The organism is Actinoplanes sichuanensis (genome assembly GCF_033097365.1).
GTDB classification, from domain to species: Bacteria; Actinomycetota; Actinomycetes; order Mycobacteriales; family Micromonosporaceae; genus Actinoplanes; species Actinoplanes sichuanensis.
The window spans coordinates 7,442,398-7,468,692 of record NZ_AP028461.1 but is presented as its reverse complement, the minus strand read 5'-3'; the positions used below and the strand labels follow the sequence as shown (position 1 = coordinate 7,468,692).

General features: G+C 71.2%; 21 protein-coding genes. 3 read left to right on the top strand and 18 right to left on the bottom strand.

Annotated elements, in window-relative coordinates; translation table 11 throughout:
* Positions 1–126 precede the first annotated feature (126 nt).
* The 12 genes from Q0Z83_RS34315 to Q0Z83_RS34260 all read right to left on the bottom strand — a co-directional run bounded on the left by Q0Z83_RS34315 (position 127) and on the right by Q0Z83_RS34260 (position 14,083).
* On the bottom strand, positions 127–1,281 hold the full coding sequence (locus tag Q0Z83_RS34315) for a hypothetical protein (RefSeq protein WP_317787395.1): 1,155 nt from the start codon (positions 1,279–1,281) through the stop codon (positions 127–129).
* Positions 1,278–1,859 (bottom strand): RNA polymerase sigma factor, encoded by a 582-nt coding sequence (locus tag Q0Z83_RS34310; protein WP_317787394.1) that lies wholly within the window; start codon positions 1,857–1,859, stop codon positions 1,278–1,280. The genes Q0Z83_RS34315 and Q0Z83_RS34310 overlap by 4 nt, the downstream gene beginning before the upstream one ends.
* A gap of 176 nt (positions 1,860–2,035) precedes the next feature.
* Positions 2,036–3,391: a glycosyltransferase family 39 protein gene (locus Q0Z83_RS34305; RefSeq protein ID WP_317787393.1), complete on the bottom strand. Its 1,356-nt coding sequence runs from the start codon at positions 3,389–3,391 to the stop codon at positions 2,036–2,038.
* Between the two features lie 156 nt (positions 3,392–3,547).
* Positions 3,548–4,474, bottom strand: a complete 927-nt coding sequence (locus Q0Z83_RS34300) for a 1-phosphofructokinase family hexose kinase (protein WP_317787392.1) — start codon at positions 4,472–4,474, stop codon at positions 3,548–3,550.
* Between the two features lie 30 nt (positions 4,475–4,504).
* The gene (locus tag Q0Z83_RS34295) at positions 4,505–5,308 is read right to left on the bottom strand and encodes a carbohydrate ABC transporter permease (RefSeq protein WP_317787391.1); all 804 of its coding nucleotides are present in this window, start codon (positions 5,306–5,308) and stop codon (positions 4,505–4,507) included.
* Positions 5,305–6,165 carry a carbohydrate ABC transporter permease gene (locus tag Q0Z83_RS34290; RefSeq protein WP_317787390.1) on the bottom strand — a complete coding sequence of 287 codons (861 nt, stop codon included), beginning with the start codon at positions 6,163–6,165 and terminating at the stop codon, positions 5,305–5,307. The genes Q0Z83_RS34295 and Q0Z83_RS34290 overlap by 4 nt, the downstream gene beginning before the upstream one ends.
* Positions 6,165–7,454 (bottom strand): extracellular solute-binding protein, encoded by a 1,290-nt coding sequence (locus tag Q0Z83_RS34285; protein WP_317787389.1) that lies wholly within the window; start codon positions 7,452–7,454, stop codon positions 6,165–6,167. Before Q0Z83_RS34285 ends, Q0Z83_RS34290 begins: the two co-directional genes overlap by 1 nt.
* The gene (locus tag Q0Z83_RS34280) at positions 7,451–8,557 is read right to left on the bottom strand and encodes an LLM class flavin-dependent oxidoreductase (protein WP_317787388.1); all 1,107 of its coding nucleotides are present in this window, start codon (positions 8,555–8,557) and stop codon (positions 7,451–7,453) included. The genes Q0Z83_RS34285 and Q0Z83_RS34280 overlap by 4 nt, the downstream gene beginning before the upstream one ends.
* Positions 8,558–8,603: 46 nt before the next feature.
* The gene (locus Q0Z83_RS34275) at positions 8,604–10,826 is read right to left on the bottom strand and encodes an ATP-binding protein (protein ID WP_317787387.1); all 2,223 of its coding nucleotides are present in this window, start codon (positions 10,824–10,826) and stop codon (positions 8,604–8,606) included.
* A gap of 70 nt (positions 10,827–10,896) precedes the next feature.
* Positions 10,897–11,316 (bottom strand): response regulator transcription factor, encoded by a 420-nt coding sequence (locus Q0Z83_RS34270; protein WP_317787386.1) that lies wholly within the window; start codon positions 11,314–11,316, stop codon positions 10,897–10,899.
* 131 nt (positions 11,317–11,447) lie between these two features.
* On the bottom strand, positions 11,448–12,782 hold the full coding sequence (locus Q0Z83_RS34265) for an NAD(P)/FAD-dependent oxidoreductase (protein WP_317787385.1): 1,335 nt from the start codon (positions 12,780–12,782) through the stop codon (positions 11,448–11,450).
* A gap of 131 nt (positions 12,783–12,913) precedes the next feature.
* Positions 12,914–14,083: a S8 family peptidase gene (locus tag Q0Z83_RS34260; protein WP_317787384.1), complete on the bottom strand. Its 1,170-nt coding sequence runs from the start codon at positions 14,081–14,083 to the stop codon at positions 12,914–12,916.
* A 189-nt stretch (positions 14,084–14,272) separates the two neighbouring features.
* Here Q0Z83_RS34260 and Q0Z83_RS34255 point away from each other — a divergent pair, with 189 nt between their 5' ends.
* Positions 14,273–16,282: an ATP-binding protein gene (locus Q0Z83_RS34255; RefSeq protein WP_317787383.1), complete on the top strand. Its 2,010-nt coding sequence runs from the start codon at positions 14,273–14,275 to the stop codon at positions 16,280–16,282.
* Here Q0Z83_RS34255 and Q0Z83_RS34250 read toward each other — a convergent pair.
* From Q0Z83_RS34250 to Q0Z83_RS34235, 4 genes are all read right to left on the bottom strand, one after another.
* Positions 16,279–16,857, bottom strand: a complete 579-nt coding sequence (locus Q0Z83_RS34250; protein ID WP_317787382.1) for a hypothetical protein — start codon at positions 16,855–16,857, stop codon at positions 16,279–16,281. The genes Q0Z83_RS34255 and Q0Z83_RS34250 overlap by 4 nt on opposite strands.
* Before the next feature lie 16 nt (positions 16,858–16,873).
* Complete coding sequence (locus Q0Z83_RS34245) at positions 16,874–18,076, bottom strand: GAF domain-containing sensor histidine kinase (RefSeq protein WP_317787381.1); 1,203 nt, start codon at positions 18,074–18,076, stop codon at positions 16,874–16,876.
* A 20-nt stretch (positions 18,077–18,096) separates the two neighbouring features.
* Positions 18,097–20,118: an ATP-binding protein gene (locus Q0Z83_RS34240; RefSeq protein ID WP_317787380.1), complete on the bottom strand. Its 2,022-nt coding sequence runs from the start codon at positions 20,116–20,118 to the stop codon at positions 18,097–18,099.
* Positions 20,119–20,179: 61 nt separating this feature from the next.
* Complete coding sequence (locus Q0Z83_RS34235) at positions 20,180–21,451, bottom strand: pyridoxal phosphate-dependent aminotransferase (RefSeq protein ID WP_317787379.1); 1,272 nt, start codon at positions 21,449–21,451, stop codon at positions 20,180–20,182.
* A gap of 298 nt (positions 21,452–21,749) precedes the next feature.
* Between Q0Z83_RS34235 and Q0Z83_RS34230 the strand changes: the two genes are divergently transcribed.
* A complete protein-coding gene (locus Q0Z83_RS34230; protein WP_317787378.1) occupies positions 21,750–23,222 on the top strand; it encodes an alpha-amylase family protein in 1,473 nt (490 codons plus the stop codon).
* Positions 23,223–23,237: 15 nt separating this feature from the next.
* Here Q0Z83_RS34230 and Q0Z83_RS34225 read toward each other — a convergent pair whose 3' ends face one another.
* Positions 23,238–23,885, bottom strand: coding sequence for a hypothetical protein (locus Q0Z83_RS34225; RefSeq protein ID WP_317787377.1), 648 nt, complete (start codon positions 23,883–23,885; stop codon positions 23,238–23,240).
* A 144-nt stretch (positions 23,886–24,029) separates the two neighbouring features.
* Between Q0Z83_RS34225 and Q0Z83_RS34220 the strand changes: the two genes are divergently transcribed.
* Complete coding sequence (locus Q0Z83_RS34220) at positions 24,030–24,935, top strand: TAXI family TRAP transporter solute-binding subunit (protein ID WP_378078822.1); 906 nt, start codon at positions 24,030–24,032, stop codon at positions 24,933–24,935.
* Here Q0Z83_RS34220 and Q0Z83_RS34215 read toward each other — a convergent pair.
* The gene (locus Q0Z83_RS34215; protein WP_317787375.1) at positions 24,925–26,286 is read right to left on the bottom strand and encodes a sensor histidine kinase; all 1,362 of its coding nucleotides are present in this window, start codon (positions 26,284–26,286) and stop codon (positions 24,925–24,927) included. The genes Q0Z83_RS34220 and Q0Z83_RS34215 overlap by 11 nt on opposite strands.
* Positions 26,287–26,295 lie beyond the last annotated feature (9 nt).

Below are 26,295 nucleotides of genomic sequence, written 5' to 3'. Positions count from 1 at the left end.
CGAATCGCCCGTTCCGCGACTCCGGTGAGTAACGACGGCATTCCTCCGAGTCCTGATTCCGGAGGGTGTCGGGATTCTCGCTGAGGGTGATCACTCCTCGAAAAAGTCAGAGCGTTGCCCCCCGTGTCACTCCCGTAGTGCATAGCGGTCGAGCAGCGGATCGTCGGGGGAGAGCTGCCGGAGGCCGGCGAGGATCGCTCGGACGTCGTCGGCGTCGTCCTCCACCTCGGCGATGGCCCGGGTGCCCGCCTGCGGTGGCTCGTAGTAGATCTGGCCGGAGAAGTCGATCTCGGGATGCCCGGCGAGCTCGCCGAGCCGGAGACCGGGCCGGAGCTCCGCGGCCAGCGGGAGCAGCCGGTCACTCTCGACCGAGATGGTGCGTTCCCGGCCGTCGGCCATGAACCTGATGTACCAGTTCTCGAAGGAGGTCTTCGCCGGGTACGGCTGACCGGTCCGCTGATGCAGAACCCGCAGCCCCGGGGCCCTCGCCGCGGTCCAGACCACCTGGCTGCCGTCGGTGCCGACCGCCGCCATCAGCTCCCGGGCCCGCTCCAGCGGATAACCGGCGACCGATGCCTGCCAGTGCTTGCCGCGGTCGTCGGACCAGATCCACGAGTAGTCGACGGTGTCCTCCCGGCGGAACTCGTACCGGACGGCTGGTCGGCCGTTGAGGACGTCGTCGACGCGGACCGGTGCCGGGACCGACTGGACGCCGTCCTCGTCGAACGAGATCCTGTCGACCGGCCCGTTGACCCAGACCCCACCTCGCATCACGCCCTGACCGTCGAGCTCTCCGGCGACCAGTGACGGAGTGATGCAGGCGGCCGGCCCGGTCGAATCGCGGGCGAAGACGTCGACCAACTGCCAGCCGGCCGGCACCACGGTCGGGAACAGCCGCACCTTCGACCGGTCGGGCCGGATCGGCTCGGCGTACCCCTCGTGGAGGCCGCTGCAGGTGAGCGTCCCGTCGGCGGCGACCGCCGCGGTGACCAGGCGGTCCTCGCCGCGTTCGTGCATGCCCGGCCCGACGACGGCGAGCCCCAGCGGCACGCTGACCGCGACCACGGTCAGCCCGGCCAGCAGGGCCAACCGCCGCCCGCGGCGGGGACCGGCGAAGAGTGTCCGGAGCAGCCCGGCCCGAGCATGTAGGGGTGCCGCGGTCATGCTGCGGCGGGTGTCGACGGCGGCCCGGATCGCGGCGAGCCGGTCACCGTCGCCTGGCTCGGCGCCTGACACCGGGTTTGCTGAGAGAAGGGTGGATGGCAGGCGGTCACGGTTCATCGCGGGCCTCCGGGTGCCGTGGCGGGAAAGGTCTCAGCGGATCGGGCCGCCGGAATCCGGCGACCGGAGTCGGCGCGGGTCTCGGCGAACGAGGAGTCGGCGAGGCGTTTCATGGCGGCCCTCAGGCGTTGCCGGGCCCGATGCAGTCGCACGGCCAACGTCGCCCGGGAACACCCGAGCGCCTCCGCCGCCTCGGTCCGGCTCAAACCGTCCCAGGCGAGGAGCATGAGCAACTCACGATCGTCGGGTGGAAGCTCGTCGAGAGCCGCCCCGGCCAGCCCGTCCGCCGTCTCGGGAACGCCTGCCCGCTGCTCCTCGGCGAGCCGATCGTGCAAGGCGTCCCGGCGCCGCTCGCTGCGACGCAGGTTGGCCGCGACCTTACGGGCCACCCCGAACAGCCATGGCCGGGCCGACTCCGGAATGTCACCGAGCCGCCGCCAGGCGATCACGAACGTCTCAGCGACGACCTCGTCGGCCTGCTCTCCGTCGACCCGCCGTCGCGCATATGCCAACACGTCGGCCGCATGCTCCCGCCACAGCCGGTCGAACCGTGCCTCATCGGCGGCATCGTCGCCCACCGCGCCTCCCCGTGAATCCGGAACACCCTCTCACCTCTGTCGGTGTCCGGCACCCGGCCCCTGATTACCGCCGCACAGAAGGAAATCGGGGGCGAGGCGAGCGGCGAGCCGCAGAAGGAGATCGACGAGCGCGATCGGCGGACGAAGGAAGGGGAGACCGAAAGCGCCCCGCCCGATCAGCGCTGCGAAGGGGTGCGCTCCATCAGGGTTATCCCGAGGAGCGGATGGCTCCACCGCTGCACCACCCGGTACGACCCGCCGATCAGTGCCCGCTTGGCATCCGACATGTCGGCCAGTGGGTCAGCCGGCGAATCCACCCGGATGATCCAGATTCGGGGCGGGGTGCCGAGGCAGGTGGCCTGCGGGCATTCGGTGGCGAGGAACCGCCCGTCGACCCGCTGCCCGGTGACGGCGAGGACGTCCACCGGCCGGGGATCGCGCAGGTAGCGAGCCCACATGTCCCGAGGTGCCCACCCGATGCTCGACGGCCCGTCGGGGAACACGGCGACGTCTCCGGCCCGGTACCGCTGTTGAACGATCTGCGCGATCCGAGCCGAGTCCTCGCCGTGACCGGCGGGTTCCCGGATGTCGACGTGGGTGGGCCACCCGAGCAGGGCGACGAGGCCGATGACGGCGCCGGTCCGCGAGCCGGCCCCGCGAGCGGCGAGGACGACGAGCGCGGGCAGGGCGACGAGCACGTACCGGGGCACCCAGATCTCCGCGACGGTCCCGGCCGCGAGCAGCAGCACCGGCGGCACGAACCCGGCCGCGGCGAGAGCCCACCCGATCCGATCACGGCGGAGCCCGACGATGGCGAGCGCGAGCACCACACCTCCGGTGATCGCCGAGACGAACAGTTGCGCGGGCAGCAGCCGCAGCGTCTGCACGGTGACCGGATTGATCCACGAGATCTGCGCGGTCTGCCCGGTGGCATAGAGCAGAAGGGCGGCCGCGGGAAGTCCTCCGGCCACGGCCGCGGGCAGCCAGAGACGCCAGGCGCGGACCCCGGCGAGACCGTGCCCGGCCACCATCAGCAGCGCACTGAGCGGGTGGAAGTACCCGGTCGTGACGACGGCGGCCGCATAGACCGCGGCCCGCCCGGCTCCCGGCCGGTCCAGCAGGCGGATCAGCGCGAGGAGGGCGAGCGAGGCGAAGAAGACGGCGATGGCGTACGGCCGGGCCTCCTGCCCGTACCGGGACACGACCGGCAGCACCGCCCAGAGCAGCCCGGCGAGCAGTCCGACCGTGTCGCCGGCGGCACGCCGCCCGATCTCGCTGACCACCACGGCGGTCAGGACGACCGCGATCAGTGAGGGGAGACGCAGAGCGAGCGTGCCGGTCCCGGCAAACCCCGCAAAGACCTTCAAAGCCGCATAGTACGGGGTGACGACCGCGTCGACCGACCCGCCGAGCCGCCACAGCTGCTCCCAGTCGAGCCGGACGACGCCCCAGGTGGCGAGTTCGTCGGCCCACAACGAGGCTCCGGTCGACCGCCATCCACCGAGAACCGCGGTGACGAGCGGCGGAAGCACCCAGACCAGGAGCCGGAGCCGGGACGGGACCGGCGGGGCGGGGGTCCGGGCCGGGCTGGGGGCGGTGACGACGCTGATGACGGACTCCCGGACACGGCTGCGAAGCGCCCAGCCTAGGACGCCCCGAGACGCGATCGTCGATGCGACGCGAAGGTTTCAGGCACTGTTCACCGGGGTGAGCCGGACGCGCCGGGCCAGCTCCACGATGGCCTCGTGACGCCCGGTGCCCAGACCGTGCCGGGTGACGTTGAGCGCACCGGCGGCGGCCCCGGTGCGGACCGCCTCCCGCAGGTCACCACCACCGGCCAGGACCGTGGCCACCCCGGCGGTCATCGAGTCACCGGCGCCACGATGGTCGACGACCTGCAGCGCCGGCAGTTCGACCAGCAGCGCCTCCCCGTCGAGCAGCGCGATCCCGGCCCGGTCGGCCCGGCTGATCAGCACCGACCCGGCGCCCTCCGCGCGCAGCTCGCGGGCGGCCGCGACCAGCGCCTTGTCACTGTCGTCGGCGGCCCGCCCGTCCTCGATCAGCTCCTCGTGGCTGACCTTGAGAAAGGCCACCCCGCCGTCGAGGACGGAGGTGAGATGGTCACCGGACAGATCGGCGATCACGGTACGGCCATGAGCCCCCAGATCGGCGGCGAGACGGCGGTACACCTCGGCCGGCACCACCTCGGGGGCGGCCGGCCCGCTGAGGATGCTGACGTCGGCCCGTAGCCCCTCGGCCAGGGTGGCGCTGTACAGCTCGTCCAGGTCGTGCCGCTCGAGCGGGTCACCGGCGAACTCGGCCACGGTGTCCCGCGTACCGTCGCGACGGTCGTGCACGTACCACCCGGTGCCGTTGTGGCGCTGCACCGTCCGTACCGTCAGATTCTCACTCTGGAGAACCGCGGTGGCGACCGCGCCGATCTCGCCGCCGACGGCGGCGCAGAGGGTGACCGACGCGCCCAGCCCGGCGCACATCCGGGCCTGCCAGACGCCCTGCCCGCCGGGGTGGACGTGCAGTTCCGGGCGGCTGCCGGGCTGCTGCTCGATGGTCACGGTGAGCTGGGGAACCGGTGCGAAGACCGTTACCGTCGGCATGTGTCCGCGTTTACCCAGCTCAGAGGCGTGTCAACCCTTGACTGCGCCGGCCGTGATACCGGCGACGAAGTGCCGCTGGAGGAACGCGTACGCCAGGATCATCGGCAGCGACGCCACCACGACGCCGGTGAACAGCAGCGGGTAGTCGGTGAGGTATTCGCCCTGGAAGTCGAGCAGCGCGAGGGGCAGGGTGCGCTTGGCCGGGTCGTCGATGAACAGCAGCGGATACAGCAGGTCGTTCCAGTGCATGACCAGCAGGAAGATCGCGGTGGCGGCCAGACTCGGGTAGGAGACCGGCACCGCGATGCGCCGGAAGGTGGCCCACGGCCCGGCGCCGTCGATCTCGGCCGCCTCGTAGAGTTCGGGCGGCAGCGTCCGCATGAACCCGGCCAGGATGAACACCGCCACCGGCAGCGTCACCACCACGTCGACCAGGATCAGCCCGGTCAGGCTGTTCCGCAGGCCGAGCCGCTCGAACTGGACGTACTGCGGGATCATGATCGCCTGTGCCGGGACCGCGAGGCCGAGCGCGAACACCCCGAAGAGCAGGGTGGACGGCCATTTCGGCAGCCGGGCCACGGCGAACGCGGTCAGACTGCCGAGCAGCAGCGTCGCCGGCACCGACACCGACACCACCAGGACGCTGTTGCCGAGCACCCGCAGCAGGTCCTGCTCGCCGAGCACGGTGGCGTAGTTGGCCGTCGTCGGGTCGGTGGGCAGCCCGAACGGCGCGGCGAACAGATCCCGGGTGGTCCGGAAGCTGCCGGCCACGATCACCAGGATCGGGACCGTGATCAGCAGCGTGTAGATCGCCAGGATCAGGCGCCGGCTCATGCGTGGGCCATCCTCGCGGCTCGGTTCTGCAGATAGGTGACCAGCGCGATCGCCGCCATGAACACGATCGACTCGGCGGCGGCGTAGCCGAGTTGCGAGTTCGCGAACGTGGTGTAGATGCGGGTGGCGAGCACGTCCAGGCCGGACCGTGGCGGGTTTCCGGCCAGGCCCAGGATCAGGTCGAACGCCTTGAACGACTGGAGTGTGGTGTAGGCGATCACCAGCGTCGTCGCGGGCGCCACCATCGGCCAGGTGACGTGCCGGAACTGCTGCCAGCGCCCGGCGCCGTCGGTGGTCGCCGCCTCGTACAACTCCGGGGGGATCTGATTTATCCCGGCGATGTAAATGATCATCATCTGTCCCGCGTGGAACCAGATCTGCGCGACCGCGACCCAGAAGATCGCGGTGCCCTCGTTGCCGAGGAACGCCGATTTCCACGAGCCCAGGCCGACCGTGTCGAGAACGGTGTTGATCAGCCCGAAATTCGGGTCGTAGACGAACTTCCAGATGAACGCCACCGACACCGACGAAAGCACGGTCGGCAGAAAGAACAGACCCCTCAAGAACCGAGAACCTTTTGTCGGTACGGCCAGGAGCACCGCCAGGAGCAGGGCCAGGGCGGTCTGCCCCAGTACCACCACGAGCAGGAACTTCAGATTGTTGGTGAGGGCGTTCCGGAACAGGTCGTCATTCGACACGACCGCCGTCAGATTGGACAGTCCCACGTCGTCGAACGTGGCGCTGTACCCGTCCCAGTCGGTCGTGGCGTACCGCAGGCCCTGCACGGCGGGAAGCAGGAAGAACCCGCCGTACAGGGCAAGCGCGGGAGCCGCGAAGAGAAAGAGTTTGAACTTCACTACTTCTTCTTCTGGTCGATGACCTTCTGCGCCTCTTCGGCGGCCTGTTCCGGGCTCTTGCCGCCGGCCACCTGAACCGTGGCGTTCTCCACGGCACTGCGCACGTCCAGATTGGTGAACTGGAAACGCGGGGCGAGGGCGGTCTTCCTGGTGAGCCAGGGCGCGAGCGCCTTGAGGTCGGCGTTGGTGTACTCGACACCCTTGACCGTGACGTGCTGGGCCGTGCCGTTGGCGTAGGCGCCGGCCACCACCGGGTCGGACAGGTATTCCAGCCAGGCCAGCGCCGCGCCCTGCTTGGTGGACTTGGCGTTCACGCCGAGGATGAAGGTGGCGTTGTGGACACCCTCGTACTTCGCCTTGTCGGCGGTCGTGGTGATCGGCGCGAGCAGGTCGATGCCGAAGGTGGCGCCGAGCTTGCGCACACCCGCGACCTGGAACGAGCCGGTGGCCAGCAGAGCCGCCTTACCCTGGGCGAACAGGGCGAGCGCGGCGTCGCTGCTGGTGCCCGTCGCACCTGTCTGGAAGTACGGGCGCAGTTCGGCGTACTGCTTGAGGACGGTGAGGAACCAGTCGTCGGTGACCTTGTGCTCACCCGTCTCGATCTTGCCGAGGGCGTCGTCGGTCGGCGCGTTGTTGACCACCAGCACGTTGAGCAGCTGTCCGGCGTTGGCCGCGTCGCCGCCGGGCCAGGCGATCGGTGCGACACCCTGGGACTTCAGCTTGTCGGCCAGGGCCAGGAAGCCCTGCCAGTCCTTCGGGGCCTCACCGAGCCCGGCCTTACCGATCAGGTCGGTGTTGGCCAGCGGGGTGTTGAAGACCAGCTGGTACGGCACACCGAGCTGCTTCCCGCCGTCGGAGCCCGCGGTGATCAGCGAGGACTCGTACTTCTGCAGGAGCGCCTGTCCGGTCAGGTCGGCGGAGACCCCGGCCTTCGCGATGTCCAGGAACTGCGCGCCACGGAACGCGGTGAACGCGTCGCCGACCGAGCCGCCGCGCAGCTTCTGGATGGCGGTGCTCTGGTAGTCGGCGGACGGCGAGATGTCCTGCCGTACCGAAATCTTGCCGTTGATCTTGGTGAAGTCGGCCCGGATCTTCTCGAAGACGTCCTTGTCCTCGGCCCGCCAGTGGGCGAAGGAGATGTCGCCCTCGCGTGGCCCGGCGAGCCCGTTACCGGTGGCGGCCTTGTCGGTGGTGTCGGAGCCGCCGGGGCCGGCGCAGGCCGCCAGCAGTGCGGCGGCGCCGGTACCGGCGGCGAGACGCAGCAGATCGCGCCGGCTGAACGTGGTCATTTATCGATTTCTCCTGTCGAGGAGCCGAGGAGGCCACGACGCCGGAGTTCGGGCAGCAGGCCCTCACCGGCGTGGTACGCCTCCTCGAGGTGCGGGTATCCGGAGAGGATGAATTCGTCGATGCCGAGGTCGTGGTACTCGGCGATCCGGTCGGCGACCTCGGTGTGGCTGCCGACCAGGGCGGTTCCGGCTCCGGGTCGGACGAGTCCGACGCCGGCCCAGAGATTGGGGTAGATCTCCAGTCCGTCGCGGGTGCCGCCGTGGAGAGCGAGCATCCGCTGTTGCCCGACCGAGTCGGCCTGGCGCAAGGACGCCTGCGCCGCCGCGATCTGATCGGGAGTGAGGGCGTCGAGCAGGGCGTCGGCCTCGGCCCAGGCCTGCTTCGCGGTGTCCCGGGTGATCACATGCAACCGGATCCCGAATCGTCCGGTATAGCCGAGGTCGCGCAGCGCGGTGATCTTCCCGGCCACCGCGGTGGGTGGCTCGCCCCAGGTCAGGTAGACCTCGGCGTGGTCGGTGGCGACCCGCAGCGCGGCCTCCGACGAGCCGCCGAAGTAGATCGGCGGGGCGTCGAACCGGCGCGGCGCGAGGGCTCCGGCGACGTGGAAGTGCTCGCCCTTGAAGTCGAACGGCCCGGTCCAGGCGCCGCGCAGCACGGTCAGGAATTCGCCGGTCCGGGCGTACCGCTCGTCCTTGGCCAGCCAGTCGCCGAAGCGCTGCTGCTCGGCGGCGTCGCTGCCGGTGACGATGTTGAGCATCAGCCGGCCGCGGGAGATCCGCTGGAAGGTGGCGGCCATCTGGGCGGCCAGGGTGGGGGAGAGCGAGCCGGGGCGGAACGCGACCAGGAACTTCAGGGTGCTGGTCTCGAGGGCGATGGCCGCGGTGGTCAGCCAGGCGTCCTCGCACCAGGTGCCGGTCGGGGTGAGCACCCCGGTGAATCCGGTGCGCTCGGCGGCACGGGCGACGTCGATCAGGTATTCGATGTCCGGCTCGCGCAGAGCCGCACCGTCGGTGTGCGTGCTGCGTCCGCCGCGATCGTCGACGCCCACGATGGACCGGCTGTCACCGGTCGTGGGCAGGAACCAATGCAGGACCACGGGCATAGCCGGGAATATATGTGCGGCATCTCCTATCGATCAAGGGGGTGAACTAGAATATGTGCACGTTCTCACACGGTGGCTGTTCAGCGGCGGCCACGGGGACCGTGAAGACGAAGATCGTTCCCCCGCCCGGATTGGGCAGCGCCTCGATGTGGCCGCCGTGCCGCTCCACGATCCGGCGGCAGATGGCCAGCCCGAGGCCGGTGCCGGGCATCGCCGTACCGTTGCTGGCCCGATGGAAGCTGTCGAAGACGGCGGCGTGCTCCCCGTCCGGGATGCCGATGCCCCGGTCCGCCACCTGCACCCGCACCGCGCCGGAGCCGTCCACCCGGGCCGTCACGTCGATCCGCGGCGACTGGCCCGGCGGGGTGTACTTGATCGCGTTGCCCAGCAGGTTGTCCAGCACCTGCCGTAGCAGCACCCGGTCACCACGCACCGGCGGCAGCGCCCCGACGAACACGTCCGGCCGGCAACCCACCGCGTCGGGCGCGTCGGTCCGGGCGGTCACCACATCGTCGACCAGCTCACGCAAGCCCACGTCCTCGACCCGCATCGTCGCGTCCCGGGCCGCCGTGTAGTCCAGCAACTCCATGATCAGCGTGTGCATCCGGTCCGCGCCGGCCATCACCCGCCCGGCGCAGCGCAGCGCGTCCTCCACCGCCGCCGGATCCGGACCGTTGTCGTGCGGCGCGTCCGTCTCGGCCGCGGCATCCGGACCCCGGTTGCGTGGTGCGTCCGTCCCCGCCGCCGGATCCGGACCGCGCAGCGCCTCGACGATCAGCTCGGCGTACCCGCGGACCGCGGCCAACGGCGCCTTCAGATCGTGCGCCACCACCCCGGCGAACCCGCGCAGCTCGTTCTCCACATGCTTGCGTTCGGTGATGTCGTGGAAGACGGCGACCGCCCCACGCTCCCCGCCCACGGTCGCGATCGGTCGGGCCGACACACTGATCACCCGCCCCTCCGGGTGCGCCGGATTGCGGACCAGCATCTCCACCTGCTCGCTGCTCACCCCGTTCAGCGCCCGGGTCAGCGGCATCTCCGCCACCGGGTACGAGGTGATCCCGTCCAGCCGGAACAGCCCGAACCGCTCCGCCCAGTCATCCGGCCCGGTCGCCATGTCGTGCCGCCCCAGGATCCGCCGGGCCGCCGGATTGTCCAGCAGGAACCGGCCGTCCGGCCCGACCACGCCCACCCCGTCGCTGATCCCGTCCATCACCGCCAGCAGCAGCTCCGCCTGGCGGCGTGACTCCTCCTCACCGGCCAGCAACTCCTCGGTGGCCAGCCGGACCCGTTCCTCGGCCCGTTCCCGCCCGGCGACCAGCACCCACACCAGCAACGTCAGCAGAACCGTCAGACACAGGCCACCCACGGTCACCGCGGCCGGCAGTGCGCTCGCCGCACCCGGCAGCCGACTCCTCACCGCGGCCAGATGCAGGGTCCAGGTGCCGTCGGCGACCGGGACGCTCACCGTACGGCTGAGATCGCGCTCCCCGACGACCGGCGCCCGCAGCTCCGCTACGGTGACCTCCCGCCGCTCCGCATCGTCCGCGCGCAGCGCCAGGTCCAGCAGGTTCTGCCCGGCCCGGGCCAGCGTGGCACCCATGAAGTCCTGTCCGCGAACCCCCAGCAGGATCCAGCCCAGGAACCGCCGCTGCTCACCCTGATAGACCGGCGCGCTCAACACGAACGAGTTCTGCCGCTGCTCCGGCGGTTTCGTCCGATCCACGATCAGCTGATAGGTATCGGACACGGCGACGGTGCCGCTGCGGCGTGAGGCGGCCATCGCGGCGGCCGGTGCCTCGGCCCGCATCAGGTCCAGACCGGGCGTCAGCACGCTGCCGTCGAGCGACGTCAGATAGATCGAGAAGGCATGATCACCGTGTCCGTACGCGTCGAGCTCCAGGTCCGGCGCCCCCCGCGCCCGCCACGTCTCCCGTACCTCGGCGATCTGGTCGTCGGCGGCCGGCACGACCAGCGCGATGGTGTTCGCGCCGGCCAGTTTCATCGACTTCAGCGGTTCGGTCAGGGCCGCGTACTCGGACCGGGTCAGCACCTCCTGCGCGCCCGCCGCAGCCGCCGTGGTGAGCAGAGTGTCGACGTAGCGCTGCGTCTCGGTGCGCACGGCCTCGGCCGCGGCGGCGGTGCGTCGGTCCATCTGGACCCCGCCGTTGGCGGCATCGTGCCGCGCCAGCACGGCGCCGATGCCCAACGTCACCCCGCACCCCACCGCCGCCACCAGCGCGCTGATGACCGCCCGCTTCCCTCTCACCCCTGCCTTATCGGGCACCTCGGCAGCCGGACTGAGACCTCTCTCACCCCGGCCGCCCCTGAGTCGGCCCTCACTGCCGCCGGGGCAGGAGCCAGTTCACCCGCCGGACCAGCTCACCGGGGTTGACCGGCTTCGGTAGGTACTCCTCGGCCCCCGAGACGTACGCCAGATCAATATCGGTCTCGGTAGCCATCCCGCTCAGCATGATCACCGGAATCTCGGCGGTGGCCGGATCAGCGTGCATCCGATAGCAGACACTGAGCCCGTCCAGCCCCGGCATGGCGATGTCCAGCACCACCAGATCCGGCCGGGTCTCCCCGATGAGCGTCAGAGCCGTGCACCCGTCCGCCGCGGTGACCGTCCGATACCCGGCCATCTGCAACTTGAACGTCACCAGATCCCGGACCCCCTCGTCGTCGTCGACCACGAGCACCATGGGCCCGGCGGCGGTACGCGGGAGAGTCGGCGCGATGTCCAGCAGAGCCGTCATGTTCGTCTCCGGTTCTCGAGGTCGGCGGTGATCCACCACCGAGGTGACCCGAGCAATCGGCCCCGACCCCGCATTTCCCAGACGAATCCGAGTTGCCGCCGGGTTTCCATTCGGTACGGCCACCGCGGGTTTCAGGTGCGGGCGGGGGTGGCCTCGGCCGGTTCCAGCACGGTCCGGGTGGGGATCCCGGCCTGGCGGGCGGTCACGGCGCGTTCGGGGCGGCTCCGGCCCAGGAACGTCACCGCCCAGCGGATCAGCGAGCTTGCCCGGTTGCGGCCGCGCGGCAGATAGGCCCAGTGCACGCCCAGCCAGAGAAGCCAGCCGGCGAGGCCGCTGAGGCGTACCCCGCGGAGGTCGGCGACCGCGGAGAAGCGGGACACCGTCGCGATGTTGCCCTTGTCGAAGTAGTGGAACGGTCTGCCCGTCGGCTTGCCGGCGAGGCGGCGCCGGATGGTCCGTCCGGCGTGACCGCCGCCCTGGATGGAGACCTGTGCCACGCCGGGCAGGCCGTCGAGGCTCATCAGGTCGCCGACCACGAAGATCTCCGGGTGCCCGGGGACGGTCAGGTCCGGTTCGACCAGGATCCGGCCGGAGCGGTCGGTGGGTGCGCCGGTGGCCGCCGCGATGCGGGCGGCGAGCGGCGCGGCGGCGACACCGGCGCTCCACACCCGGGTCATCGCCTCGATGAAGGTCCCGGCTCCGGCGGCGGTGACCTGGACGCCCGCCGCGGAGACGTCGGTGACCAGGGTGTTCACGTGGATCTCGACGCCCAGCTCACGGAGCCGGCGGGCGGCGGCCGCCGACGAACCGGGACTGAAGGTGGGCAGGATCCGGGGCGCGGCGTCGATCAGGACGATGCGGGCGGTCGCCGGGTCGATGCGCCGGTACTCGCCGGGCAGGGTGCGGTGGGCGATCTCGGCGATCTGCCCGGCCAGTTCGACACCGGTCGGCCCGGCGCCGACGATCGCGAAGGTCATCCAGCGGGCCTGTTCGGCCGGGTCGGTGGCGAGTTCGGCCATCTCGAAGGCGGTCAGGATGCGGGACCGCAACTCGACCGCGTCGTCGATGCTCTTCAGGCTGATGGTGTGCGCGGCGAACCGGTCGTTGCCGAAGTACGACTGGGCGGTCCCGGCCGCCACGATCAGCGTGTCGTAGGGCACCTGGTACGGCAGCCCGCCCGGCGCGGTGGCGGTGACGGTACGCCCGTCGGTGTCCACATCGGTCACCCAGCCGAGCAGCACCTCGGTGTTGGGCTGCCCCCGGAAGAGCTCACGCACCGGGGTGGCCACCTCGCCGGGGGACAGGACGCCGGTGGCGACCTGGTAGATGAGGGGTTCGAACACGTGGTGGTTGGTTCCGTTGATGACGGTGACGTCGGCCGGTGCGTTCCGGAGGGCCCGCGCGGCGTACTTGCCGCCGAAGCCCGCTCCGATCACGACGACCCGGTGCCGTGCCTGTCCGATCATGTCGATCACGCTCCTCGCATCCAGTAGAACCCATCGGAGGGGGTCATAAGTCCTGGTGGGAGCGTGGGCATCAACACTGTCACAAAAGGCCGGGGACGATCGTCCCCGGCCTTTCGAAGCGGTCTAGAGGGTCACTGGACGACGAACAGCAGGCGGTTCGGCGAGCCGGATCCGGCGTTCGTCACCACACCCGTGGTGGCGTTGGCGGTCAGGGCCGAGGAGACCTGGGCCGGGGTGTAGCTCGGGTTGCGGGACAGGACCAGGGCGGCCGCGCCGGCCACGTGCGGCGACGCCATCGAGGTGCCGCTGATCGTGTTGGTGGCGGTGCTGCTGGTGTACCAGGCCGACGTGATCGACGAGCCGGGCGCGAAGATGTCCAGCGTGCTGCCGTAGTTGGAGAAGCTGGACCGCGCGTCGGTGCTGGTGGTGGAGCCGACCGTGATGGCGGTGGCGACCCGGGCGGGGGAGTAGTTGGCGGCGTTGGCGTTGGAGTTGCCGGCCGCGACGGCGTACGTGACACCCGACGCGATCGAGTTGCGGACCGCGGTGTCGATGGAGGTGCTGGCACCGCCGCCGAGGCTCATGTTGGCGACCGCCGGCTTGACCGCGTTGTTGGTGACCCAGTTGACACCCGCGATGACGCCGGCGGTGGTGCCGGAGCCGGAGCAGTTGAGCACCCGTACGCCGACGAGTTTGACCGCCTTGGCCACACCGTAGGTGGAGCCGCCGACCGTGCCGGCCACGTGCGTGCCGTGCCCGTTGCAGTCGACCGCGCCGCTGCCGACGGCGTCGTAGCCGGCCGTGGCCCGCCCGCCGAACTGGCTGTGGCTGTAGAGGATGCCGGTGTCGATGATGTAGGCGGTGACGTTGGAGGCGGTGACCGGGTAGGTGTAGGTGGTGCTGAGCGGTAGCGCCCGCTGGTCGATGCGGTCGATGCCCCAGGTCGCGTTGGACTGGGTGGCGGCCAGCGTGATCACCTGGTTCTGCTCGACGTACTCCACCCGGCTGTTGGCGGCGAGCCGTTTGGCCTGTGCCTCGGTGAGGGTGGCCTCGTACCCGTTGAGCGCCTTGCCGAAGCTGCGCTTGACCGCGCCGCCGTACGACTTGGTGAGCCCGGCCTCCTGGGCGCCGGACTTCAGCACCACGATGTAGCTCCCGGGAACCGCGTCCGCGGTGCCGGCGAGCCGGATCTGGCCGGTGGCGGGTGCGGCCGCGGCGGGGGTTCCCGTCGCGACGACCGCGGTCGCCAGCGCGAACAGACCGGCGGCCAGGATGCGGCCGCTGCTGTGTCGAATCGCCATGATCTTCCTCTCTCGCGCCTGTCGGCGGAGCACGGGGATAGATGCCCATCGCTCGACAGCTCCGAGCTGAGAGTATTCGTGACGGCTGTTAACAACTAGATATCGAAATGTATATATCTCCGGCTAAGCGATGTCCCGGATGTGCCGACAAGAGGGTGAAAGGGTCACATCCCGATACGAGGCGAACCGATGAGACTTCCGATGGCCGTACCGCCCGTTGTCGGCTACGCGGCGCTTCATCTGATCGCCGTGCTGGCCGGTGCCGGAACGACACTCGGCGATCCCGGCGAGCCGATGATCTGGCCGGCCTGCGGCGTCGCGGCGATGTGGCTGGTGATGAGCGGGGAGTCCCGGTGGCGGTGGGCCGCGACCGGCGCCGTCGGGCTGTTCACCACGGCCGGGCTCGCCGTCACCGGCACCGGTCTCGGCCTCGCCCTGCTGGAGGGCGTGGTGGCGATGCTGGGCGCGGTGGTCTTCGCGATCGCGGTGGCCCGCCGGCTGCCCGGCCTGCAGCCCTCCGCGACCGGTGGCCGGCCGCTGTCCAGCCTCTCCGATCTGTGGGGCCTGCTGCTCTGCGCCGGCCTCGCCTCGCTGGTCGGGAACCTGCTGCGGGTCGCCGGGGATCTGGTGCTCGACGGCGAACGGATGTTCTCGGTCACCGGCACCGCCGCCCTGTTTCTGCGGGACGTGGTCGCCGTACTCGTGTTCGGCTCGGCCACCCGGTTGCTCGGCGGCATCCTCGACGGCGACCGGAACCGGCTGTTGGAGGGGGCGGCCGTCTTCGCCGTCTCGGCCGCCGCCTACTGGGCGGTGTTCAGCAGTCAGGAGGACCTGCCGATCGGGTTCGTCCTGATTCCGCTGACCGTCTGGGCGGCCATTCGGCTGCCAACCCCGATGGTGGTGCTGCACGCGGTCGTGTTCGACTGCGCGGCCCTGCTCTGGACGGTGAGCGGCCACGGCCCGTACGCCGTGGTCGCCGATGTCGAACTGCGGGCCATGCTGATCCAGCTCTACGCCGGGATCCTGGCCTGCGTCGGTCTCTCCCTCGCGTTCAGCCACGACGAACGCGACCACCTGATCGAGCGTCTCCGGGTCTCCGAGCAGGAGGCCATCGACAAGGCGACGATGATGACCACGGTGGTCAACTCGATGACCGAGGGTCTCGCCATCCTCGATCACACCGGCCGTCTGGTGCTGCGCAACCCGGCCGCCGGTCGTCTGCTCGGCTCGGCGTCGGCGGTCACCGGTGAGGTGGCGCTCGGCAGCGATCACGGGTTCTTCCAGCCGGACGGTTCCCCGCTGGCCGACACCGAACTACCGCACGTACGGGTGCTGGCCGGTCAGGACGTCGAGCCGATGGACGTGCTGGTCCGCAACTCGGCGGTGCCGGAGGGGCGGGTGGTCCGGTTCAACGCGGCCCGCCTCGCGCTCGGCACCGGCCCGTACCACGTGGTGGTGGTCTTCCATGACGTGACCGCCGACCGGCGGCACCGCGACGAGCTGATGTCGTTCGCCGGGCGGGTCGCCCACGACCTGCTGAACCCGCTCACCACCATCGAGGGCTGGGCCGAGGTGCTGGAACAGGAGCTGGCCGGGTACCGGCCGGCCGAGCGGGTGGAGCGGATCCAGCGGGCCGCCGCCCGGATGCGCACGTTCCTCAACGGGCTGCTCGCCTACACCGCGGCCCGCGACGGCAAGCTGATGCCGACCACGATCAACATGGCCCTGCTGGTCGGCGACATCATCAACAGCCGCCTCGACCAGGCCGAGAGCGTGGGCGCGGCGCCGCCGTACTTCGAGGTGGGCCGGCTCGACCCGGTCGAGGCCGACCCGGTGCTGCTGCGGCAGCTGCTGGAGAACCTGATCGACAACTCGCTGCGGACGATGGCCCCGGGCGTCGCGCCCTACCTGGCGATCTCCTGCCAGCCGGCGCCGAACGGGCTGCTGCGCATCGACATCCTGGACAACAGCCTCGGCATCCCGCCGGGCACCCGGCACGAGGTGTTCACGAACTTCCACCGGGAGAAGGGCTCGACCAACAGCAACGGCCTGGAGCTGGCCGTCTGCAAGCGGATCGTGGAACGGCACGGCGGCACGATCGAGGCGACCGCCAATCCGTACGGCCAGGGCACCCGGATGTCGTTCACGCTGCCGATGGGCCGTTCCGCCTACGCCCGGGCGCTCGCCCCGACCCGCTAGACCGGTGGGACCGCGCCGAGCATGTCCAGCACGCCGCCGAACAGCGCCGCGGTGCCCGCCTGATCGAGGTGGTGCGCCTGCCAGCCGCGATCCCGCAGACCCTGCAGGACACCGATCACCGTGGTCCGCGCGGTCCGCAGGGTGGCCGGCGAGAGCAGCACCGCCGAGGTGCCGTCGGAGTGCGCGGCCCGTGCGGCCGAACCGAGGGCCACCAGGGCCGCCGCCGCGCCGTTGAGGATCTGCGCGACGTGCAGCCGGTCCCGGTCCAGGTTGAATGCGGCCACGTGCACGGCCAGCCCGAGCGCGGTCATCAGCCGGCCGGTCTCGTCGCCGCTGAGCACCGCGGGCATGGTCGCCGAGTCGTCCTCGACCGCCGTCACCCCGGAGCAGAACCCGTTGATCAGCTCCTCGGCGACATCGATCGGCACCAACTCACTGTCCCCGGCCCGGCGGCGCAGGGCGGCCTCGATCGCGTCCCGCACGATGTACTCGGGCACCACCCGCTGCCGGTCGGTCAGCCGCCGGACGATCGCGGCCACGATGTCGTCGACACGCATCGCGCCGGGCTGCTCCATCCCCCCACCCTAGGGTCTACGCGGCGGCGGGCAGAGCGACCCGGGCCGTCGTTCCGGCGTCGCCGCTGTCCACGGTCACCGTTCCGTGGTGCGCCTCGATGATGTTGCGGGCGATCGTCAGGCCCAGACCGACACCGGGAACGGCCTGGTCCCGGGCGTACCGCCCGCGATAAAAACGATCGAAGACGTATGGCAGCTCCTCGGCCGGGATGCCGATGCCGTTGTCGCTGATCTCCACGAACGGGCGCGGCACGGCGCCGGTGACGATCGTGATCGGACGGTCGGCCGGGGTGAAGAGCAGCGCGTTGCGCATCAACTGCGACAGGGCGTGCGCCAGGCGGGAGAGGTCGGCGCGGACCGGCACTTCGGCGTCGCATCGCAGTCGTACGGTCTCCGCGCGCAACGCGATGAGCGGACGATTGCCGGTGACCGCCGCCGCGACCACGGTGTCCAAGCCGACCGGCGCGACCGGGGCGGGCAGCGGAGCCTCGGCCGGCCGGGTACCGGCGAGCAGGTGGTCGACCATCGACACGAGACGTTCGCCGTTGCGGTGGATCGGCTCGATCAGCCGCCGGTAGGGCGCCAGGTCGTCCTGGTCGCCGAGGATCTCCAGATAGCCCTGGATGGACGCGACCGGCGTACGCAACTCGTGGGTGATCGTGGCGACCAGGTCGTCCTCGCGTTTCGAGGTCCGGGCCAGCTCGTCGCCGAGGTCGGCCATCCGCAGACGGTTGCGGATCGCGGTCAGGTGCACCGCCGCCTGCCCGGCGAAGGTGACCAGGTTGCGGACCTGTTTGTCGTCGACCTCGCGGGGCCGGTCGTCGATCACGCACATCGCGCCGAGGGTGTGCCCGTCCTCGTCGACGATCGGTGCGCCGGCGTAGAACCTGATGTTCGGGTTGCCGACCACGTTCGGCAGACCGGCGAAGCGGCTGTCGCGAGTGGCGTCCGGGACGATCAGCGGCCGACCGGCCGGGACGACGTGCTTGCAGAACGACACGTCCAGGGGGGTCTGCTCGTCGGCGAGTCCGTGACTGCCGGCGAACCACTGCCGGTCCCGGTCGACCAGGGAGACCGCCGCCATGGGAGTGTCGAACATCGACGCGGCCAACCGGGTCAGATCGTCGAGAGCGGCCGGCCGGGGCCGGTCGAGCACCTCGTACGACCGCACGGCGGACAGCCGGGCCCGCTCGTCCTCGTCCCGGGGATTGTGCTCCACGACTACCTTTCGGCGGAGGGTCATCGGAGCTGAGTGGAATCCGCGACGGGTTGGCGGTCCACCCCGGCGGCCGGTACCGAGAACTCGAACCGCGATCCACCGCCCGGATTGTCGGTCGCGGAGATCGTCCCGCCGTGCCGTTCCACGATCCGTTTGCAGATGCCCAGCCCGAGACCGGTCCCGGCGTAGCCGAGCGTGGAATGTGCCCGGTGGAAGTTGCCGAAGATCTCGTCGTGCTGCCCGGCCGGGATGCCGATGCCGTTGTCCGCGACGCACACCAGCACCATGTCGCCGGTCCGGGTGGCGGTCACGGTCAGTGCCGGTGTCACGCCCCGCGCGGTGTACTTGACGGCGTTGCCGATCAGGTTGTCCAGCAATTGCCGCAGCAGCACCGGGTCGGCCTGCACCGGCGGCAGGTCGGCCACCGTGAACCGGGGCGCCGGCAGGCCCGCCGCGATGGCCGCGTCGAGTCGGGCCACGGTCACCTCGGAGACCATCTGGCCCAGGTCGACGGACACCGACGCGACGGTCGCGTCCCGGGCCGTGGTGTAGGCGAGCAGCCCACCGATCAGCGACCGCATCCGCCCGGCGGCCCGGTCCACCCGTCCCAGGGCGTCCAGCGCCAGCCCCGCCTCCGGGGTCCGGGGCAGCCGCTCGACCGCCTCGGCGGCCGTCTCGGTCCAGCCCTCGACCGCGGTCACCGGGTTGAGCAGGTCGTGCGCCACCACCCCGGCGAACCCGGCGAGCTCGTCTCGATGCCGGCGCTCGGAGGTGACGTCGTGGAACAGGAACACCACCCGACGTGTGCCGTCCGGGTCGCGTACCGCCGCGGTCCGGACGCAGACGATCTGTCCGGCCGACGCGCCCGGCCGGCGGACCAGCACGTCGGTCTCCGGGACCTCCTCGCCGGCCAACGCCCGGGTGAAGATCTCCTCGAAGTCGCCCGTCGGACCGTCGGCGAGCAGCCCGTCGGCGGCCGGGTTGCGGAGCACCACCCGCCGGTCCGAGCCGATCACGGCCAGCCCGTCGGTGGTCGAGTCGATGATCGCCCGCAGCAGCTCGGCCCGCTGCGACGCCTGCTCCCGCTCGGCGGCCAGCTCCGCCTTCTCGGCGGCCAGGTCGGTCATCAGGACGTGGCGCTCGTCGCGGCCGAGAGCCAGGGCCAGCCCGATCACCGCCACCATCGCGACGTAGAGCTGGGCGACACAGGCCCGGGCGGCCGGTTCGGGGATCGTCGCGAACGGCCCGTACCCGTTCAGCGTGAAGAGCACCGCCATGGTGCCGGCGGCCAGGTCGTGCAGCACCACCAGCGGGGTGGGGAACCGGGTGCCGGCCCACACCGTCACGGCGATCAGCGCGAACGCGATCGGCAGGCCCCGGCCCAGGGCGAACCCGGCCAGGTAACCGGCAGACGAGCAGAGCACCAGGGCGGCGTACTCGACCAGGCGCACCCGCGGAGTGGCCCGCCACCAGCCGAGCGGGGTGCCGTACCGCTCCCGGAACCGGGTGACCGCCTGCGCGGCGCACAGCCCGACCGCACCGATCAGCAGGATGGCCGCGGTGTTGCGGGACAGCCAGACGAGCGTGGCCGCCCACGAGTGCCGTCCGGTGAGCAGCCACATCCCGGTCGGCCCGGCCGCGGCGCCGGCCACCGTCGAGGCGGCCGCGGCGGCCAGCAGCGCCCACAGGTCGCGGGGGCTGTGCAGGCCGGAGTCGGGTCTCAGCTCCGGCCGCCAGCGGGCCAGCAGATGCAGGAAGACCGCCACCTGGACCAGGTTGGCGCTGACGAAGACCATCGCCATCATCGGTGTCGCGCCGGTCGCCGTGTTCACCACCAGGGTGATCACGGCGAGCGCGGCGACGTCGGCCCAGCGGGCGGGCGCCTCCCGCTGAGCGCAGAACCAGACGACCGCGACCCCGGCGGCCGGCCATACCATGCTGAGGTTGGTCTCGTCCATCACGGTGAGACGGCCGGCCCAGACCGCGATCAGGTAGGCGACCGCGAACATGCCGGTCCGAGCCAGCGATCCGCGGTACGTCATGGCGCACTTCCCAGGAGACCCGTCGGGCCCCCTATCGGCGGGAAGTGTGGGGAACTGAGCGTCAGCCCACCGCGGCGCGGCGTGCGGTGTAGTCGTTGCCGGAGCGCTGGCTCGGGTACTGGATCAGGCTGTCCGGCTGGTCGTCGTAGGCCGCGTCGGCCCAGCGTGCCCGCGGGGTGCTCTCCAGCGGGTCGGTGTCGTAGACCGACCGGGTGTGGAACCGCTGCGCGTAGTCGAGCATGCCGTCGACCAGCCGGTCCACGTCACCGGCCGGCCGTACCACGAGACGCATGAACTGGCTGGTCATGCCGAGCTTGTTGCCGCACTCACGGGTCATGATGCCGTGGTTGGCGACCAGATAGTCGCGCAGCGCCACACCGGACCACTCGTTCGGCAGCTTGACCAGGAAGAAGTTGCCCTGTGACGGGAAGACCGTCAGGCCCTGGATGCGCTGCAGCTCCCGGCCCATCGACCGGCGGTCCCGGCTGAGCAGGCGCAGGCTCTCCTCGTACTCCATCTCGTGGTCGGAGATCATGTGGACGACCTTCTCGGCGAGCGAGTTCAGGTTCCACTTGGGCAGCATCTTCGCGATCTTCCCGGCGATCGCCGGGTTGGCCAGCATGTAGCCGAACCGGATGCCGTGCAGGCCGAAGTTCTTGCCGAGGCTCTTGAGCACCACCGCGTTCGGGCGGATCACCGCGTCCGGGCCGACCGAGGGGTAGCGCTCGGCGTCGGAGAAGTCGATGAACGATTCGTCGACGACGACCAGGTCCAGGTCGCTGAGCGCGTCCATGAACCGGATCACGTCACGCCGCGGGATGTAGTGGCCGTCCGGGTTGTTCACGTTGCAGACCACCGCGACCCGGGACTTGCGCTCCCGGATGAACTGGACGTACTCCTCCAGGTCGAGGCGGAACCCGTCGCGCTCCTGGAGGGGGAACATGTCGACCCGCTTGCCGGTCTCCATCGGCTGGTCGGTCCACCGGCCGAAGGTCGGGATCGGGATCGCCACGCTCTCCTTGATCAGCAGGTGGTCGATCCAGGTGATCAGCTCGGTCGAGCCGTTCGCCATCGCCACCGTCTGCGGGTGCAGGCCGAGCACGCCGGCCAGCTTCTTGGTGATCGTCGACGAGTCGCTCGGGTAGTACTTGAGGATGCTCTTCAGGTCCCGGGTCAGCTCGTCGAACATCTCCGGGGTGGGGAAGTACGGGTTGCACGGGATGCAGAAGTCGACGATCTCGACGCCCTCTCCCGCGGCTCGTGACACGTCGAAGAACGATGCGCTGTGTGAGCCCTTGTGCAGGATCGACGTATCGATACCGGTCCGCGCCACGGTAGTCCTCCCGAACCCCTCGGTGATGGTGCCGCCCTCCGATACGGGCACGGGGGTTGAATCGTTCGATACTTAATTCTCAGGAAAGAAACAGCCTCCGCCACGATTGATCAACTAAGTCGTTCTCTTCTCTGGTGGCTGTGACGGAGGGAGAAGGATGCGCGGATTGATCAGGCTCTGGCTGGCGAGCGTCGTGGTGATGGGCGCGGTGATGACGGCGAGCCCGGCGCACGCCGCGCCCCGGCCGACCTTCATCGACCAGGCCCTAGCATGAGGTGACGTTACGGAGGGGGTCCGCATGACCGGGTGGCCGACGGCACCGGCGATCTACGAGATCGGCACGTGGCCGTGGCTGGCCGGGCTCAGCCGGCGCTACGGCCGTGCGGTGACCCTGGCGACGGTGCCGGGCGAGGTGTGGGACGAGGTCGCCGCGCCCGGCGTCGACGCGGTCTGGCTGATGGGCGTCTGGGAGCGCAGCCCGGCCGGTCTCGCGGTGGCCCGGACGAACGAGTCGTTGCAGCGCGCCTTCCGGGCCGCGCTGCCCGACCTGGCCGACGACGACGTGGTCGGCTCGCCGTACTGCGTGCGCGGCTACCGGGTCGACGACCGGCTGGGCGGTCCGGCCGGGCTGGCCACAGCCCGGGCCGAACTGAATCGGCGCGGCCTGAAACTGATCCTCGACTACGTGCCCAACCACGTCGCCCCGGATCATCCGGCGACCGTCGATCACCCGAACTGGTTCATCCAGGGCGGCCCGGCCGACCTGGCCGCCGACCCCGGTGCCTGGTTCGAGGCGGCCGGTCGGGTGCTGGCGTTCGGCCGTGACCCGTTCTTTCCGCCGTGGCCCGACGTCGCCCAGCTCAACGCGTTCGACGAGGGGCTGCGCGAGGCGACCGTCGCCACCCTGACCTGGATCGGCGAGCAGTGCGACGGTGTCCGCTGCGACATGGCGATGCTGGTCGTCAACGACATCTTCGCCGGCACCTGGGGGGCGTATGCGGGGGCGGTCCCGGCCGCCGAGTTCTGGCCGCCGATCATCGAGCGGGTCAAGGCCGCCCACCCGGGGCTGGTGCTGATCGCCGAGGCGTACTGGGACACCGAGTGGACGCTCCAGCGGCAGGGTTTCGACTTCTGCTACGACAAGCGCCTCTACGACCGGCTCATCCACGAGGACGCCGAGTCGCTGCGCAAGCACCTGGTCGCCGACCGGGGCTACCAGGACGGGCTGCTGCGGTTCACCGAGAACCACGACGAGCCGCGGGCCGCCGCGAGCATGCCGGCCGGTCGTCGCCGGGCCGCCGCGGTGGCCATCGCCACGCTGCCCGGCGCCACCCTCTGGCACGACGGCCAGTTCGAGGGCCGGCGTACGCATCTGTCGGTCTTCCTCGGCCGGTACCCGGACGAGCCGGCCGACCCGGAGCTGCGTTCCTTCCACCGGCGGCTGCTGTCGATCGCCCCGGGCGTGCGCCGCGGCGAGTGGCGGCTGCTCGACACCCGTGGCTGGCCGGACAACCCGTCGCACCGGGACGTGGTCGCCTGGTCCTGGCACGAGGGGACGGCCCGGCGGCTGGTCGTGGTCAACTTCGGCGACCAGTCGGCCCAGGCGCGGGTCACGCTGCCGTGGCCGGGCCTGTCCGGCCGGTCGTGGGAGCTGACCGACCTGCTGGACGGCCGGGTCTTCGACCGGGACGGCGATGAGCTGTCCGGCGAGGGCCTCTTCGTGGATCTGCCGCCGTGGGGCACCCACGTCCTGACCGTGGAGCCGGCCTGACCGATCTGGACCGGATCAGACCAGAGAGCCGGCCCGCAGCCGCAGGCGCGGCGGGGTCGCCGGCAGGGCCGCGGCGGCGTCGGCGGCGACCGTCACCACCAGGCAGCCGGGCCGCCGGGCGACCTCGGCGGTGACCCCGAGCAGTCGGGCTGCCCGGACCAGGACCGCGGCGATCTCCTGATCCCGCAAGGTCACCCAGAGCAGATGGCCGCGCCGCCGCTGGCCGGCGGCGAGCAGAGCGGCCCGCCAGGCGGCCTGCGCGAGGGTGAGCCGCTGCACGTGCCGCGGCGAGGAGGCGCCGAGCTGTTCGGTGCCGAGGAGGGCTTGCCGACCCTGGCGCCAGGCCGCCGCCAGCATCCGGCTCGTCGCCAGACGCTGCGATTCCGCTACGACCACGCGCTGCACCTCGTATCGCCGCCGCCCGCCCCCCGTTCGGATCTCCCGCGCCGCCTCACAACCGAGGCCGTCGAGCAGGTAGACCAGGCGGTCCGCAGCGTCTTCCCGATCGAACTCGGCCAGCGCCTCACCGGCCCGCGGAACCGGGGCGGGCAGGGGCTGTCGCTGGGTACGGGAGTTGTCCACGCACTCGACCAGGCAGGCCGACTCGAACGCGCCGGGCAGCGCGTCGGCCAGCACGACCGGACGAATCGAAGTCGGGTCCATCGGCATCTCCCTCCGTGGCTGAGGACACCGTCGCCGATAAGGCCGTTCGGCCGGTACACCCGCGGCGCAGACTTGAGGGAAACTTGCGCGGACCGGGCCGTCCCGCGTGGGGAAACAAAGGTGACCCTTCGAACCAGCCGTCGCATGGCGCTTGCCGGGCTGGTCACGCTACTCGTCGTCACAGGCTGTGGCCGTGACGCTGCGGAGGATCGCCAGGTACGGATCGCCACCGGCAGCCCGACCGCGGTCTACTACGCGATCGGCACCGCGTTCAGCGGCATCGTCGACCGGGAGCTGCCGGGCACCGACGCCAGCGTGCTGGCCACCGCCGCGTCCAAGGCGAACATGGACCTGGTCGCCGGCGGGCAGGCCGAGGTCGGGTTCGCCCAGTCCGATGTGCTGGTCACCGGCGGCGCCCCGGCCCCCGGGCTGGTCGCGCTGGCCCGGGTCTACGACGACCTGCTGCACCTGGTGGTCCGCGCGGACAGCCCGGTCAAGGGCCTGGCCGGGTTGCGGGGTAAACGGGTCTCGGTCGGCGCCACCGGCTCCGGCACCACGGTGACCGTCGGCCGGCTGCTCTCGGTGGCCGGTATGTCGGGTACCGTGCAGCGCCGTGACCTGGGCCTCGACGACTCGATCCGGGCGCTGGAGCGCGGTGAGATCGACGCGTTCTTCTTCTCCGGCGGGCTGCCGGTCACCGGGATCAAACGGCTCGGCTCCCAGGTCGGCATCCGGATCGTCGACCTGTCCGAATGGGCCGGTGAGCTGCGCAAGGCCTACAGCGACGTGTACGTGGTCCGGGACGTGCCGACCTCCGCCTACTCGCTGCCGCCGGTGGCCACGATCGCGGTCCCGAACCTGCTCGTCGTCTCCGAGAAGATGCCCGAGGACCTGGCGTACGACCTGACCCGTCTGCTGATGGAGCGGCGCGGGGAGCTGGCCGCCGCCCACCCGGCCGCCGAGCGCCTGGAGCTGCGGGCCGCGATCTCCACCCTGCCGGTACCGCTGCATCCGGGGGCGGCCCGCTACTACCGCAGCGTCAAGCCCTGAACCGGATCGTCGCGGCCAGGCCGCCCTCCTCGGCGGGGGCCAGCGTGAACCGGCCGCCGGACGCCTCGACCAGCACGTTCACGATCGACAGGCCGAGTCCGGCGCCGTCCACGTTCTGCGCGTCGGGGGCCCGCCAGAACCGTTCGGTGGCCTGCCGGCACTGCTCCTCGGTCATTCCGGGGCCGGTGTCGCGTACCGTCACCTCGGCATCGCCGTCCTCGGCGGACCGCAACCGGACCGCCACCCGGCCACCGGCCGGAGTGAATTTGAGGGCGTTGTCGATCAGCGCGTCGAGCGCCTGATCGAGAGCGGTCGCGACCAGCCGGGTCGGCACCGGCTCCGCGGGCAGCTCGGCGACCAGCTCGACGTCGCGCCGCTCGGCCAGCGGCTGCCACGCCTTCACCCGGTCCGCGGTCAGCGCCGTCGCGTCGGCCGTCTCCACCTGGTGCCGACCGCGTTCGGCGCGGGCCAGCGCGAGCAGCCCGTCCAGCACGTCGGCCAGCCGGTCGGTCTCCTCCAGGGCGAACTCGCGGTCCTCGCGCAGCTCCTCGTCGTCGACCCGGCTGCCCAGGTCCTCGATCCGCAGCCGCAGCACGGTCAGCGGGTTGCGCAGCTGGTGGCTGGCGTGCGCGACGAACGATCGCTGGCGCTCCATCGCCTCGGCGACCGCGTCGGCCATCTCGTTGAAACTCGCCGACAACCGCCGCAGCTCGGGCGGCCCCAGGCCGGGCTGCACCCGGGCCGCGCTGTCCCCGCCGGCGATCTCGTGCGCGGCCGCGTCCAGCCTGGTCACCGGGCGCAGCACCCAGCTGGCCAGCCGGTCCGCGGTGGTCAGGCAGGAGGCCACCGCCAGCACCCCGACCAGGGTCAGCACCAGCCACACGATCAGCACGTCGCGGCGGCTGCGGTCGGTCGGCGAGACGGTCAGCACCACACCCAGCACCGCGCCGCCGTCACTGATCGGCACCGCCACCATCAGCGGCTCCCGCTCCCACGGCCACAGCGTGCCCGGCGAGCTCACCTGGTGCCCGGCGAGCGCCCCACGGACCGCGACCGCGGGCGCCGCCGGTGCCGTGCCGAACGCGCTGAGCACCCGCTGGTCTTGGTCGACCAGGAGCGTGCCGATGCCGTAGAGCTCCTGGTAGCGGCGTAACTCGTCGTTGAGCGCGGCGAGGTCGCCGCTGCGCACCGCGGGCGCCGCCAGCGACGCGAACCGGGTCGCGTCAGCCAGCCGGTCGGCGACCGCCCGGTCGGTCTCCCGGCTGGCGACGGTGACGGCGAGCGGGATCTCCAGGGCCAGCAGCACCATGCAGAGCAGCAGCAGGTAGGTGACCACCAGCCGCCTGCGCACGCCGTCTCC

What these genes read in the sequence shown, in the direction of transcription:
- Q0Z83_RS34315 (WP_317787395.1), bottom strand. Translation starts at nt 1,281, where the DNA reads ATGAACCGTGACCGCCTGCCATCCACCCTTCTCTCAGCAAACCCGGTG.
- Q0Z83_RS34300 (WP_317787392.1), bottom strand. Translation starts at nt 4,474, where the DNA reads ATGCCGACGGTAACGGTCTTCGCACCGGTTCCCCAGCTCACCGTGACC.
- Q0Z83_RS34295 (WP_317787391.1), bottom strand. Translation starts at nt 5,308, where the DNA reads ATGAGCCGGCGCCTGATCCTGGCGATCTACACGCTGCTGATCACGGTC.
- Q0Z83_RS34285 (WP_317787389.1), bottom strand. Translation starts at nt 7,454, where the DNA reads ATGACCACGTTCAGCCGGCGCGATCTGCTGCGTCTCGCCGCCGGTACC.
- Q0Z83_RS34280 (WP_317787388.1), bottom strand. Translation starts at nt 8,557, where the DNA reads ATGCCCGTGGTCCTGCATTGGTTCCTGCCCACGACCGGTGACAGCCGG.
- Q0Z83_RS34270 (WP_317787386.1), bottom strand. Translation starts at nt 11,316, where the DNA reads ATGACGGCTCTGCTGGACATCGCGCCGACTCTCCCGCGTACCGCCGCC.
- Q0Z83_RS34265 (WP_317787385.1), bottom strand. Translation starts at nt 12,782, where the DNA reads ATGATCGGACAGGCACGGCACCGGGTCGTCGTGATCGGAGCGGGCTTC.
- Q0Z83_RS34260 (WP_317787384.1), bottom strand. Translation starts at nt 14,083, where the DNA reads ATGGCGATTCGACACAGCAGCGGCCGCATCCTGGCCGCCGGTCTGTTC.
- Q0Z83_RS34255 (WP_317787383.1), top strand. Translation starts at nt 14,273, where the DNA reads ATGAGACTTCCGATGGCCGTACCGCCCGTTGTCGGCTACGCGGCGCTT.
- Q0Z83_RS34250 (WP_317787382.1), bottom strand. Translation starts at nt 16,857, where the DNA reads ATGGAGCAGCCCGGCGCGATGCGTGTCGACGACATCGTGGCCGCGATC.
- Q0Z83_RS34240 (WP_317787380.1), bottom strand. Translation starts at nt 20,118, where the DNA reads ATGACGTACCGCGGATCGCTGGCTCGGACCGGCATGTTCGCGGTCGCC.
- Q0Z83_RS34230 (WP_317787378.1), top strand. Translation starts at nt 21,750, where the DNA reads ATGACCGGGTGGCCGACGGCACCGGCGATCTACGAGATCGGCACGTGG.
- Q0Z83_RS34225 (WP_317787377.1), bottom strand. Translation starts at nt 23,885, where the DNA reads ATGGACCCGACTTCGATTCGTCCGGTCGTGCTGGCCGACGCGCTGCCC.
- Q0Z83_RS34220 (WP_378078822.1), top strand. Translation starts at nt 24,030, where the DNA reads ATGGCGCTTGCCGGGCTGGTCACGCTACTCGTCGTCACAGGCTGTGGC.